9 protein-coding genes are annotated in these 13,090 nt (G+C 68.0%); 7 read left to right on the forward strand and 2 right to left on the reverse strand.

Annotation, left to right across the window (positions count from 1 at the left end; all coding sequences use genetic code 11):
* Positions 1–105 precede the first annotated feature (105 nt).
* From ACIOMQ_RS34845 to ACIOMQ_RS34875, 7 genes are all read left to right on the forward strand, one after another.
* A complete protein-coding gene (locus ACIOMQ_RS34845) occupies positions 106–1,884 on the forward strand; it encodes a site-specific integrase (RefSeq protein WP_362207531.1) in 1,779 nt (592 codons plus the stop codon).
* Between the two features lie 65 nt (positions 1,885–1,949).
* Positions 1,950–3,053: a tyrosine-type recombinase/integrase gene (locus ACIOMQ_RS34850; protein WP_402191805.1), complete on the forward strand. Its 1,104-nt coding sequence runs from the start codon at positions 1,950–1,952 to the stop codon at positions 3,051–3,053.
* 14 nt (positions 3,054–3,067) lie between these two features.
* A complete protein-coding gene (locus ACIOMQ_RS34855; RefSeq protein WP_402191807.1) occupies positions 3,068–3,415 on the forward strand; it encodes a helix-turn-helix domain-containing protein in 348 nt (115 codons plus the stop codon).
* Positions 3,412–5,844 carry a site-specific integrase gene (locus ACIOMQ_RS34860; protein ID WP_362207789.1) on the forward strand — a complete coding sequence of 811 codons (2,433 nt, stop codon included), beginning with the start codon at positions 3,412–3,414 and terminating at the stop codon, positions 5,842–5,844. Before ACIOMQ_RS34855 ends, ACIOMQ_RS34860 begins: the two co-directional genes overlap by 4 nt.
* 26 nt (positions 5,845–5,870) lie before the next feature.
* Entirely contained in the window at positions 5,871–6,416 is a 546-nt protein-coding gene (locus tag ACIOMQ_RS34865; RefSeq protein WP_362207786.1) for a GNAT family N-acetyltransferase, read from the forward strand.
* 142 nt (positions 6,417–6,558) lie between these two features.
* The gene (locus tag ACIOMQ_RS34870) at positions 6,559–6,885 is read left to right on the forward strand and encodes a helix-turn-helix transcriptional regulator (protein WP_362207784.1); all 327 of its coding nucleotides are present in this window, start codon (positions 6,559–6,561) and stop codon (positions 6,883–6,885) included.
* A 1,235-nt stretch (positions 6,886–8,120) separates the two neighbouring features.
* Positions 8,121–9,185, forward strand: a complete 1,065-nt coding sequence (locus ACIOMQ_RS34875) for a hypothetical protein (RefSeq protein ID WP_402191810.1) — start codon at positions 8,121–8,123, stop codon at positions 9,183–9,185.
* Positions 9,186–9,193: 8 nt separating this feature from the next.
* Here the strand turns inward: ACIOMQ_RS34875 and ACIOMQ_RS34880 are convergent, their stop codons facing one another.
* Together ACIOMQ_RS34880 and ACIOMQ_RS34885 are read right to left on the reverse strand one after the other, a co-directional pair.
* On the reverse strand, positions 9,194–10,945 hold the full coding sequence (locus ACIOMQ_RS34880; protein ID WP_362207778.1) for an MFS transporter: 1,752 nt from the start codon (positions 10,943–10,945) through the stop codon (positions 9,194–9,196).
* Entirely contained in the window at positions 10,942–12,981 is a 2,040-nt protein-coding gene (locus ACIOMQ_RS34885) for an ABC transporter ATP-binding protein (protein WP_362207776.1), read from the reverse strand. Before ACIOMQ_RS34885 ends, ACIOMQ_RS34880 begins: the two co-directional genes overlap by 4 nt.
* Positions 12,982–13,090 lie beyond the last annotated feature (109 nt).

A 13,090-nucleotide genomic window follows, 5' to 3' on the forward strand; every position in this document is an offset into this window, starting at 1 on the left:
GGGTCGCCAAACTTCTGCGCTGGCTGTCCAGCCTCCCTGGGGATACCTGCCAGCCGCGCCGAGGAGATCCCCGGCGCGGACTGGACAGATCTCCCACTGCGCTTCTTGCGCCAGAGTGGGCCGTCGCCGTCGTATGAGCGCGTTGACCTGACCTCCGGGCTGCTGATGCTGGTCTGCGGCGATGTCATCCGTCCCGACCTGGCCTGGATGCTCACCCGCACCCACAAGCACCTGGCTCCGGTCATGGCCGAGGTCCGCGACCCCGAGGGGTTCGCACGGCTGGCGCAGCTGGCCGAGTCCGGGCCGGCCAGCGCCCGAGGAGAGGCCACCATCGCGGCGACCCGGATCGCGATGCTTCTGGCCTGCAAGGGCGGGGTGATCGCGAGCATCACCGTCGGCGACTGCGTGGAACTGGTCGACACCTTGCGTCGGGTCCATGTCCGAGGGGGTCAGCGCAAAGTCGACTTCTACCTTCGGCTGCGGGCCTTGGGGGTCTTCCCCGAGGACGCCCCGGCCACGATCCGGGCGTTCGGGCTTGCCGCCGGCCGGCTGAGCATCGGAGAACTCGTGGATCGCTATCCGATCCGGTGCCGCCCGGTCCGCGACCTGATCGTGGACTACCCGCGCGAACGGCAGCCGTCGTTGGACTACACCAGCCTGGACGCGGTGTCGCGGACGCTGGCCGGGCTGTTCTGGACCCGGATCGAAGCGCTCTCACCGGGCATCGACTCCCTGCGGCTGCCACCGGCACTGGCCCGGGCCTGGAAGACAGACATCGCCACCAAGAAGCGCACCACGATCGGCCCGGACGGCACCGCCGTTGAGATCGCCAGCCCCAGGCTGAACGCCAAGGACGAGCTCATCCGCGTCCGCGCCTTCTATCTCGACATCGCCCATTGGGCTGCGGAAGAGCCGGGCCGCTGGGCGCCGTGGGTGGTGCCCTGCCCGATCAGCGACGACGAGATCAGCAAGGCCAAGGACCGCAAACACCGCAAGGCCCGGATGGACCAGGGCACCCGCGAACGGCTTCCCGTCCTGCCGGTGCTGACCGACACCGTCAACCGCAGGCGACGCGCCGCAGCCGAACTACTGGCTGCCGCCGAGCACACCCGGCCCGGCGATCTGATCCCCGACACCGCCGGCTCCTTGCGCGGAGCCGTCGCGTCCAAGGCCGCTGGGCACCTGACCTGGGCCGAGGAGACCTCGACCGGCCAGCGGCGGAACCTCACCTACGAGGAGAGCGAAGCCTTCTGGGCCTTCGCCGCGATCGAGGTCCTGCGCCTGACCGGCATCCGCAACGAGGAGCTCCTGGAGCTGACCCACCACAGCATCACCGAATACCGGCTCCCCAGCACCGGCGAAGTCGTGCCCCTGCTGCAGGTCGCCCCGTCCAAGACCGACAGCGAACGACTCCTCCTGGTCAGCCCGGAACTGGCGGACATCCTTTCCACCATCATCCGCCGCCTGCGAGGAAGCAGCGGCGCGATCCCGCTGGTGACCTCCTACGACGTCCACGAGCGGGTCTGGAACCCGCCGATGCCGCTGCTGTTCCAGCGCTATATCGGCACCGAACACCGCGCTTTCACCCCGACCGCGCTCCGCAAGCTCCTGATCAACGCGCTGGCCACCACGGGCCTGACCGATCCCGGCGGAGAACCGCTCGTCTTCTCCCCGCACGACTTCCGCAGGATCTTCGTCACCGACGCCATCATGAACGGCCTGCCACCGCACATCGCCCAAGTGATCTGCGGGCACAAGAGTCTCGACACGACGATGGGCTACAAGAACCCTCGGGAATTGCATCAGAAGGGCGAGAAGTCGCAGGTCGCCAGCTCACGGCGAGGGCTCGACGGTCTCCAACGCTACTACGAACTAGCGGCCTGAGCAGGCATGTTGCCGAAGCGATCCCGTTTGATGCATGATCTGCCCTCCAGAAGGGATGGTCTGGAGTGGCGCATCAGCAGAAGGTGGCCCTGGCCGGGGCGGCTCATCTGGAGCTCGTGTCCGGGGTGGTTCAGCTGCGTCCGGAGGACGCGATGTTCGATGCGATGCTGCGGGGCTGGCGGGCTCAGCAGAAGTCGCGAGGGCTGAAGGACGAGACGATCGACCCCAGGGAACGGCTGGTCCGCCGGTTCCTTGAGTTCGCGAACGACTATCCGTGGCAGTGGACGCCAGCTCACATGGACGAGTGGTCGGCCTCGTTGACGGGCGAGAAGCATCTGGCTCCGTCCACGATCCGCAGCTACCAGGGCGAAATTCGGCTGTTCACCGAGTTCCTTATCGATGGCCGCTACGGATGGGGGCCGGCCTGCGAGGAAGCCTTCGGCACCCACCCGGTGGCGATCTCACATGAGTGGAACACCCTTCCCCACCTGCAGGATTACGAGGGCGATCCGGAGGCCAGGCCGTTCACCCGCGAGGAACTGCAGCGGTTCCTCGACTACGCCGACGACCAGGTCGACCGCGTCGTGAAGTCCAAGCGCAAGGGTGCCCTTGCCGCCTACCGCGACGCCACCCTCTTCAAGGTCATCTACGGTTGGGGGCTCCGCCGGACCGAGACGTCCAAGCTGGACGTTGTCGATTTCGGGCGGAACCCAAAGGCTCGCCAGTTCGGCCGGTACGGCACGCTCAACGTCCGCTACGGCAAGGCGAAGAAGGGTCAGCCGCCGCGGCGGAGGAACGTACTGTCGGTGATGGACTGGGCCGTCGAGGCGGTCTCCGACTACGTCGAGAACGTCCGGCCGCGCTTCGGCTGCGAGGACCATCCCGCCCTCTGGGTGACCGAGCGGGGCGGCCGGGTCAAGCCTTCGGAGATCAACGCCCGTTTCGCCGCCTACCGCGATGCCCTGAAGCTCCCAAAAGAGCTAGTCCCGCACTCAATTCGCCATTCATATGTCACACATTTGACCGAAGACGGCGTGGATAGGCGATTTATTCAGCAGCAAGTCGGTCACGAGTGCGACAGCTCCACGGCCATCTACACGCACGTCAGCGACGACTTCATGAACACTGCCCTGAGCAAGGCCCTGGCCCCGGCGTTCGCCGGCGTCTGACGAGGAAGGACCCGATGATGGCCGCCAAGCTCGACTACCACTGGCACCTGCGCAAGGTCATGGCGGACCGCGGGATGTTTTCCACCACCGACCTCATCACGCCGTTGAAGGAACGCGGCATCACGCTGTCCAGTAGCCAGGTCTACCGCCTCGTCGTCGAGCGACCCGAGCGACTCAGCCTCAAGATCCTCATGGCCCTGCTCGACATCCTCGACTGCACGATGGACGACCTCATCGAACCGATCGCCACGGCCGCAGCGGCGAAGAAGCCCAAGAAGGTCGCCGCAGGCGGGACCTCCGTCGCCGATGGCGTCGGCGAACTGCGGCCAAGGCGAGCCCAGATCACCGGAGTTGACCGGTGACCGAGAACTCTCAGGAAGTCCTCGCCGATCCGGTCGGCCTGATCGTGAGGATGGTCAGCAACGTCGAGAAGCACCTGGCCGCCGAGCGCGTCCGTGACATCGTCTGCGCTCTCGTACGCTCACGAGCCGGCCGCCGCAACCTCGCCCAGGCACTCCACGACAACCCCTCGCTGCTGCGGACCGGCAAGCCACCCGCACCGTTCCGCGTCGCCAAGCTGCTGATGGCCCTCCACGAAGCAGGTGCCCAGGACACCGCCCTGCCCCGCTGTGGCGAATGCGGTCGCCCCCGCCCCTACGTCGGCAGCCGCTCGGGCGGACGCTGGGGATGCTCACCCTGCTTCGACAAGCCCGCCGCCTGCGCGGGCTGCCACCAGCAGCGGCGAGTCGTCAGTCGCGACCGCCACGGCCAGCCCCGATGCGCCAAATGCCCCGACACCGACGGCGATTCAGTCAAGGAACTCACCCAGCTGATCACCGGCCTCGACCCTGCGCTCGACGCGGACACCGTCCGGGCCGCGCTCGAACGCGCCACGAAGCGGCCCGCCGGGCAGCGCCGACTGGCCTGGGCCGTGATCGACCGCCCTGAGCTGTTGACCGGCGCCGGCCACGAGGCGCCCTCTCCGGCGATGCTGCGGTTCATCAGCGAACTCATCGCAGGGGGCGCCACCACAGTCGTCAAGCCGGCCTGCCCGCGCTGCCACGGAGTAAAGGCGTTGTCCAAGCTCCTGGACGGCCAGCGGATCTGCCCGGCCTGTTTCGCCAGGCACGCGGCCGTCCCCTGCGCGCGCTGCGGCGCCGTCCGCGAACCCGCCACCCGGGATGCCGCCGGCCAACCGCTGTGTCCCAACTGCCTGATCCGTGACCCGGTCAATCTGGAAGTCTGCGTCGGCTGCGGCCGCCGCCGACAGGTTGCGGTCCGTCTCGCCGATGGTGTCCGCTGTCCCAGCTGCAGGCCGAAGGAGATCCAAGAGTGCGGGCATTGCGGCCGCACCGCCCCTTGCGAGATGTCCCGGGCCACCGGACAGCCCTGGTGCGAACGCTGCCAGCAGCGATGGGTGACCTGCAACGGCTGCAGCACCGTCGCCCAAGCCCGTGGCGGCAGCTTCGAGGAACCGTTGTGCGCGAAGTGCACCAACCCCGACCCCGACTTCTGGGGCCGCTGCCCCGTCTGCGAGACCACCTGGCAGCTCAGCCCCCGCGCCTGCCAGCGATGCGTCCTCGACCACAGGACCCGCGACCTCCTCGGCAACGACACCGGGACCATCGGCCCTGAACTTGCGCCGTTCCACGAGGCACTGACAAGCGCTGAGCGTCCCGACGTCGCTCTGGCCTGGATCTCCCGGCCGAAGGTCCAGGACCTGCTGGAACGCATCGGCCGCGACGAACGTCGCGTCACCCACGACATCCTCGACGACCTTCCTTCAGGCAAGGCGCTCGCACACCTTCGCAGCGTCCTCGTCGCCACGGGTGCCCTGATGCCGCGCGACGAACGGCTCGTCGCCCTGGAGAAATGGATCACCGAAACGGTCCAGGTCCGCACGGACCTCACCGCACGCCGGATCCTGCACGGCTATGCAGTCTGGCACCACCTGCGCCGACTCCGCCGTCGCATCGGTGACCAGCACACCACCCAGCTCCAGGACGTCAACGTTCGCTGCCATGTCACCGCCGCCGACAACTTCCTCACCTGGCTCGCCGCCGAAGGATTGACCCTGGGCACTTGCACGCAAGCCGACCTGGAACGTTGGATGACCGATCCCGCCTTCACCAACCGTGAGGAGTCCGGCCACTTCGTCCGCTGGTCCGTACAGCACCGCCATGCCCATGGCCTCACCTTCGGCACCGTCCGCTGGACGGGCCCGCAGGGCACCATCGACAGCGAGAAGCGCTGGGCCGACGCACGACGCCTCCTCAACGACGAGACCCTGCCCACTGCGGATCGCGTCGCTGGGCTACTGCTGACCCTCTACGCACAGAAGATCGCCACCATCAGCCAACTCACCATCGGCGACATCGATATCACCGGCGAGAGCGTCACAATCACCTTCGGGACCTCACCAGTCGTCCTCCCGATGCCGCTGGCCACCCTGGTCCGCGGCCTCGTCGCGAACCGACGAGGCAAGGCCAAGATCGGCACCCCAAACGATGCCCCCTGGCTCTTCCCTGGAGGCCAGCCAGGTCGCCCGCTCAGTGACAGCCAGATTGGTCTGCGGCTGCACAAGATCGGCATCCGCCCCCAGCAGGACCGGTCCACTGCCCTGTTCACCCTCGCCGCGGAACTCCCCGCCGCGATCCTCGCCCGGATGCTCGGCGTCCACATCCAGGTAGCCGTCCAGTGGCAGAAGGCATCCGCCGGCGACTGGGCCGCCTACGCCGCCGACGTCTCTCAGCGTAACTCTCACCAGCACAGCTCGAAAGCCCAATCGTGACCGACCCGAAAGCGATGCTCGCCGCCATGACCAGCGCCAACACCCCGGTCTTCCACCAGATCGTCCACCCGCACGAGATCACAGCCGAGCTGAGACGCGAGTTGATCGACTGCTGGATCACGGTTACCAACGCCGGCGGGGCCGCCGGGTTTCCCTTCCCGCCTGTCGACACAGATCAGGTCGCTCCCTCCGTCGACCGGCTCATCGCTGATCTCAATTTTCAACGCAGCCGGCTCCTCCTCGCCATCGTCGACGGCCTCCTCGCTGGCTGGCTGAACCTCCGCCGCGACCTCAACCCGCTCGTCGCGCACTGGGGCACCGTCAACCACGTTCAGAGCCACACAGACTTCCGAGGCCGCTCTATCGGCACCGCCCTGATGAACCGCGCCCGCGAAATCGCTCGGGACGAGATGAACCTCGAACAGCTCCACCTCGCCGCGCGAGGCGGTGCCGGACTTGAAGACTTCTACGGCCGCCTCGGATGGAAGGAGATCGGACGTTGGCCCGGGGCCCTTCGGCTCGCCCCAGGCGACGACCGCGACGAGATCCTCATGATCCTGGCGCCTCTGTGACCCGCCCCTGCCTCCCCTCCGAGGGGGCATTCGGCTAGTTTCAATACCCGACTCCACCATTAGGAGTGTCGAACGAGTACCGCAACAACCTGCTGGAGGCGGCGTTGAAGAATCGGCTGGGCGACGTCTGGGACGTGACCGCGTGATCAAGAAGATGGGTTACCACTGGCAGCTGCGTCAGCTGATGGCCGAACGCGGCATGTTCCAGACCACCGACCTGGTTCCCCTGCTCGCCGAACGCGGAATCCAGCTCTCGCGCGAACAGGTCTACCGCCTGGTCACCCAGGCCCCGCAGCGCATGAGCATGGACACCCTGGTGGCCCTCTGCGACATCCTCGACTGCACCCCCAACGACCTCATCAAGCCCGAAGCCGTCAACGTTCAGGTCCGCAAGACCGCTGGCGGTGACTCCGACGTCGCCCCGCCCACGCAACCGCGCCGGACGGTCGTCCGCCGCCCGGGCACGTGAGCGCCCCAGTGAGCCGGCCCAGCCGGGCCAACACCCGAGTGCGTCGGCACCAGGTCGAACTTGCAGGCTATAGAGCCGACTTGATAGGCCACGTCCAGGCCGTTGCCGGATCACAACTCACCTCCAGCGACGCTCAGCGCATCCTGGAAGCAGCCAACGCCTGGGAGCCTCGGCCCGCCCGAGCTCTGGCCGCTCACCTGGCCGAACACCTCGACGCGCTCACCGCACCGATATCTCACAGCCCGGCGGCTCTTCCCAGGCTCCTGCTGGAACTGGCCGCGGCAGGCTTCGCCGTCACCAGGCTCGCCTGCGCAAGCTGCGGACGCACCGACGACCTGCTGCCTCGCAACTCGCCCGTCGGGCGTCTCTGCAACTGGTGCGTCGAACGTGACCGCCTTCAGCAGTGCACCCGATGCGAACGTCAAACCCGCATCCACAGCCGTACGGCAGACGGCCTGGTCTGCCGCTCCTGCTTCCAGAAGGATCCCGTCAACCACCGTCAGTGCGACCGCTGCCAGCGCCTTCGCCCCACCAGCCGGCGCCCGGACGGCACGAACCTCTGTTCCTCCTGCAGCCCCCGCCCCAAACGCTCCTGCATCCAATGCGGCACCGTCGCCCGCGCCAGCACCATCACAGACGTCGGCCCGATCTGCCCCCGCTGCTACGAACGGCCGACGCGTCCATGCGGCATCTGCAGACAGACCACCACCATCAAGATCCGCGCAACCGACACGAGCCCGGACATCTGCGAGCCGTGCTCGCGCCACCACATCGCGACCTGTGAGGCGTGCGGCCATCAACGCCGAGGCGCTGTTCGCAGAGGCGGCACCTTCATCTGCCAAAGCTGCCAGCCACGAACGCCAAGGACCTGCGCTGACTGCGGCAAGTCCAAGCCTGTGACCGCGACCTACCCGGTCGGCGCCCTCTGCAGCACCTGCTACCACCACCGCCGACGCAACCCCCGAACCTGCGTCGAATGCGGCAACACCCGCATAGCCGCGGGACGCACCTCGGAGGACGGGGACCTCTGCGGCCCCTGCAGCGGACGCCCTGACCTGCACACGACCTGCAGACACTGTGGCTATCCCGGAGACATCTACGCCAACGGCCGATGCACCCGCTGTGCCATCACTGACCGAGTCACCCAACTCCTCGCCGGCCCCGAGGGCACGATCGCCCCACCGTTCCAGCCCCTTGCCGACGCACTCACCCAAGCGGATAAGCCCTGGTCGGTCATGAGCTGGCTGCGGACCAGCGCCGCGGCCGGACTCCTCGACGAACTCACCACGGAACACACCGAGATCAATCATGGGCTCCTCGACCGGCTGCCTCAGAGCACGGTCACCCGCAACGTCCGGCACCACCTCGTCATGACCGGAGCCCTCCCCGAGCGCCACGAGACCTTCGCCCGGCTCGAGCTCTGGGCGAGAGCCACCCTCGAAGCCCTGCCCCCGAACCAGTCCCGGATTGTCAGCCCCTTCGCGGAATGGCACGTCATCAAGGACGCACGCCGCCGAGCTGAGCGCGGACGCTACACTCCCGGCGCCGCGAAGGCCGACCGTGGCAACATCCGAGCCGCAATCCTCTTGCTGAACTGGCTCGATCAGCACCAGCTCACCCTCCCGGACCTGCACCAGGAGGAGCTGGATCTGTGGCTCACGCAGAACCCCACCCGACGGCAAGCCGTCCACTCCTTCGTCCGATGGCTCACGAAGCGAAAGCTGACCCGGCCGCTCGATGCACAACTCGCCCGCAAGGCATTCCCTGCGAACTTCCAGACGGACGACGAGCACGAGCAACAGCTGCGGAGATGCCTCACAGATGAGGTTCTGCCCCGAGAACTCCGCATCGTGGGAGCCCTGATCCGCCTCTACGCGCTCCCCATCTCGCGCATCAAAGAGATCACCACCTCCCAGTTCCAACTGAACGACGCCGGCGCCTTCCTCACCATCGATCGCCACCCTGTGCTGCTGCCTCCGACGCTGGCCCGGCTCATCAAGGCCCACATAGCCAGCCCGCAGGCCAGCTCGATGCTTAAGCCCCGTTCGTCTTCCGGGCCCGACTACCTTCTCCCTGGTCGACACGCAGGTCGCCCCCTGAGCGCCGGCCACCTCATCAAACGGCTGCGGAACCACGATCTCCCCACCCGTGCGGCACGCAACACGGCAATGATCACCGCCATCACCGAGCTGCCACCGATCGTGGTCAGCGACCTTTTCGGCCTCTCGGCCTCCACCGCCTTCCAGTGGGCCAAATTCGCCCAGCAGAACTGGACGGACTACCTCGCGCTCCAGGAATAGTGCAGGCATCAGACACTGCCCCTTCCCCAGTCTGGAGAACCGAGGAAGTACGGGGTCAGGCACAGGTCCCCGGGGAGAATCCCGGCTTCTTCACACACTTCCCGCAGGGCCGCCGCCAGGAGAGTCCGGTCATCCTCGACGTGGCCGCCCGGCGCGAGCAGCTTCCCCGATGCCTTGTGGCCGATGTGCAGCACGCGTCGATCACGGTCGATCACCACGGCACTGCACGTGATGTGTCCGGGCAGCGTTGCGCGGCTGGTGGGTTCGGCCTCGGCGTCGAGCGCGGCGAGGAGCGGCTCAAGCTGCTGCCGTTCTGCGGGGTGGTGCTCCAGGTATTCCGTGAGGAGGTTGCGGATGTCGGATCGGGCGGGCGGCATGGAGGCACCTTTCATGTGGCGGATGCAGGATCCGACGGGCTCGGTGGGAGACAGGCGGTGGGGGTCGCTGCGTGAAATGGCGATCGTGATGCGATCTGCTGCTGGGCGGGGCATCAGGCGGCGCCGCGGACGGTGTCGGGTGCGTGGGCGCTGGCGGTGTGCAGGACACGCATCGGTGAGCACCAAAGGATTACGAACGGTGCGCAGATCAGGCAGGTGATCGCGCCGAGGGTGGGGCGCGACGAGGGTGCCGAATGCCCCGGCGAGGAGCGCGGCAAGGGGGCGCAGGCCGAAGGCGAGCCATGCACCGGTTGCCTGGGCGCGGCCCTGCAGATGGTCGGGGCAGAGCTCTTGGCGGACGCTGCGCTGTAGTCCGCCGTGTGCAACGGCGGCACCGGTCTGGATGAGCATGCCGGCGCCGATGGCGATCTGTCCGGTGGCGCCGGGGCCGACGATGAGCAGGGGGATCTGGGCGGCTGGGTTGAGGGCCAGGGCGGTGAGCATGACGGGCCCGGTTCCCCAGCGTCGCTCCAGGGGTCTCCACAGGACGGCGCCGAGGAACCCGCCGACCCCGCCGACCCCCATGACGATGCCGAGCGCAGCGGGACTCCAGTGCAGTTCACGCAGGAGGTACAGGGACCAGAGTGCTGAGCTGGCGGCGAGGGCGAAGGACGTGGTGGCGTTGGACAGGACGATGGACCGGACGAGGGGTGCTTTGAGGGTGTAGTCGAGGCCTTCGCGGATCTCCGTCCACTGGCTGGTGCCCGCGGTCCGGGGCGCTGGTTCGGGTTCGAGGTTGCGGATGCGGAGCAGGCAGAAGGCGCAGATCAGGTAGGAGACCGCGTCCAGTGCGATCGCGCGGGCGGCGCCCAGCAGGGTGACCAGGAGGCCGCCCAGGTTGTTCCCGGCCAGGTCGGCGAGCGAGTTGGTCGCGCCGAGTTTGGAGTTCCCTTCCTTGAGTTGCTCCCCGCGCAGCAGGATCGGGAGGTAGCTGATCGAGGCGTTGCTGCCGATCACCTGGAGTGCGGAGACGAGGAACGCGACCGCGTACAGCTGTCCCAGGGTGATCTCGGCGATCAGCTGGGCGAGGGGGATGCTGGTCAGGGTGACGGCGCACAGGACATCGCAGCTGATGATGATCGGCCGCTTGCGGTAGCGGTCGGCGAGGACGCCGGCGTGGAGGGAAAGCAGCAGCGGGGGCAGCTTTCCTGCGACGGCGATCAGTGCCACGTGCATGGTCGAGGCGTGCAGGTCCACCACAGCGATGACCGAGATGCCGATGGTGGTGATCCCGAAACCGGCAACCGTGACGGCCTGCCCACCCCAGTAGCGTCGGAAGTCCGCATGCCGCCACAGGCTGCTGCCCGGAGCAGCGGCGTTCACTGCAGGCCGCCCTTCAACGGGTTCGGTGCCGGGGCGTGCCCGTGCTGCGAGGGAACGGCAGGCGCGGTGGCCCCGTACTGGGCAGCCTGGGCGGTGAACATCGACCGGTAGATGCCGTCAGGCCGGGCCATGAGCTGCTCGTGGGTGCCTTCTTCGGCCACCCGGCCCTGGTCGAGGACGTAAATGCGGTCGGCGTTGGCCGTGGCCGCGAGACGGTGAGTCACGAGGACGACCGCGTGGCCTTCTTCCGCGAGGGACCACAGGCCTTCGAACGCGGCAATCTCCGCGTGCGGATCGAGCGCCGAAGTCGGCTCGTCGACCAGGAGGAAAGCGGCCCCTCGGTACAGGCTTCGCGCCGTGCCGAGTTTCTGCCACTGCCCGCCCGAGAGCTGGACACCGCGCTCGTAGCCCTTGTAGACGATGGAGTCCCAGCCGTGGCGCAAGCCCTCGATCAGCTTGAGGACGCCAGCCGATAGCGCGGCAGACTTCACCCGGTCCATGTCGCGGACACGGTCACCGGCCCCGATCGCCACGTTCGCGGCCGCGGTCATCTCCCAGCGAGGGAAGTCCTGCGCGAGCAGCCCCACCATGGCGAAGATCTCGGCCCGGTTGGCGTCGCGGAGCTCGACCTGGTCGCTGCCGTCGGCGTCCTGCCACCACACATTGCCGTCGGAGGGCAGCAGCAGCCCGGACAGCACCTTGGTCAGGGTTGTCTTGCCGGACCCGTTCGCGCCCACCAACGCGGCCACCTCGCCGCGGCGCACCCTCAAACTGACGTCCTGCAACGCGGGGGAGTCGGCCCCGGGGTAGGTGTACGACACGTTGTCCACGCGGACCTGATGGACGCGGGCCGGCAGCGGGGCGCCGGTGGCGGGGATGGCGTTCTCGGTGGCCAGGGCGATGGCGTCCTCGGTATCGGTGAGGAACAGCAGCTCCTCGTAGAGCCGGTTGACCTGCTGGACCAGCGAGGTCAACCGGGCCGTCGACGCACGGATCGCGAGGACCGCGGTGCCGCCGACGGCGAGCGGCAGCGAGCCGCCGGCCAGCAACCACCACAGAACTCCGTAGCAGGCCAACGACGCGATGCCCGCAAACCCGCCGGCCACCAGGTCCGTGGAGGCCTGCGCACGGGCCAGGCGCCGCTGCTCCGCCTCGGTCTGGCGGGACATCTCCTCGTAGCTGGACAGCAGTTTTGTCCCGGCGGCGTGGACGCGGATCTCGCCTTGTGCGTGCGGGCGGGTCAGGAAGCCCAGGAGTGAGGCGATGGCCCGCCGGTGGTCGATCCAGTGCAGCTTCGAGACGTACTCGCGGCGTGCGGAGCTGACCGCGCCCCACCCCTTGGGCAGGGCGATCACCAGCAGCATCGGCAGCAGCATCCAGTGCAGCGACGCCAATACGACGGCTGCCGCCACCATCGAGATGAGGACGTTGCCGACCCCTACCGACAGCATCAGCATGCTGCGGGCCGAGTCCGTGCCGAACCGGCCGGCCTCCAGCACACGTTGCACCTCGGGACGCTCGGTCGCCTCCAGTTCGACGCGGGTCACGGCCGCGTAGTAGCGCGCGGAGACCGCCCGCTCCACCTGTGGCTCCAGCCGTCCGGACATCGCCGTCGACCACGCCATCAGCAACGCAGCGATCACCGCGGTCGCTGCCAGCACGGTCAAGGACGGCAGGGCTTCGCGCAGCTTGTCCGCCGTCGGACCCTCCGCGAACAGATCCGTGAGCACGCTGTTGACCGCAACCAGCCCCCACGCCGCGGTCACTCCCTGCCCGAGCTGCGCGGCCACCACGCCCGCCATCGCCCGCCGGTCCGTCTGCCAGCCGGTACGGAGCACCAGGGCGACCATGCGCGGCAGCGCGGCTGCCATGTGCCGGAACGAGAGCCTGGTCAGCGGGCCCTCGTGACGTACGTAGGACTGGTCGTAGCGCAGCCGTCCCCCGTACAGCTCGCGCTCCGCGTTCGAGATCGTGTCCTTCGCCGGCGTGCTCTTCGCGTCCTGCGGGGTATCGCGGCGTGGGCCGGTGCGTGTCAACGTCGCTCCTTCCTGACGGTCGTGGCGGCATCGTCGGGTTCAACGACCCCACCGAGTTATCGAACACGTGTCTTTCGGCCGAGTTTCGAATCCCGGTTCCATGCGGCTG

Origin of the sequence: Streptomyces sp. NPDC087845, assembly GCF_044742755.1 — a bacterium.
Classification (GTDB): Bacteria; Actinomycetota; Actinomycetes; order Streptomycetales; family Streptomycetaceae; genus Streptomyces.